This window comes from Globicatella sp. HMSC072A10 (genome assembly GCF_001811625.1).
Lineage (GTDB): Bacteria > Bacillota > Bacilli > Lactobacillales > Aerococcaceae > Globicatella > Globicatella sanguinis.
Map to the genome: position 1 here is coordinate 1 of NZ_KV805623.1, position 230 is coordinate 230.

Below are 230 nucleotides of genomic sequence, written 5' to 3' on the forward strand. Positions count from 1 at the left end.
GATGCTAAGCGGAGTGGACAGGTGATAAAAGAACTCTTAGGCGACTACTCGGGGTATGTTCATTGTGATATGCATGCGGCTTATCGTCAACTCGAGAATGCGAAATTAGTCGGTTGTTGGGCCCATGTGCGACGAAAATTCTACGAAGCGACACCCAAGCAGTCGAAAGAGAGTTTGGGAGCAGTTGGTTTAGACTATTGTAATCAGCTATTCCGCTTAGAAGAAGCATG

The 230-nt window shown here is 46.5% G+C and carries 1 protein-coding gene; it reads left to right on the forward strand.

Annotated features, from left to right (window positions below):
* Positions 1-230 (forward strand): IS66 family transposase (locus HMPREF2811_RS00855; RefSeq protein ID WP_141749225.1); only part of this gene is annotated, 230 nt, incomplete at both ends.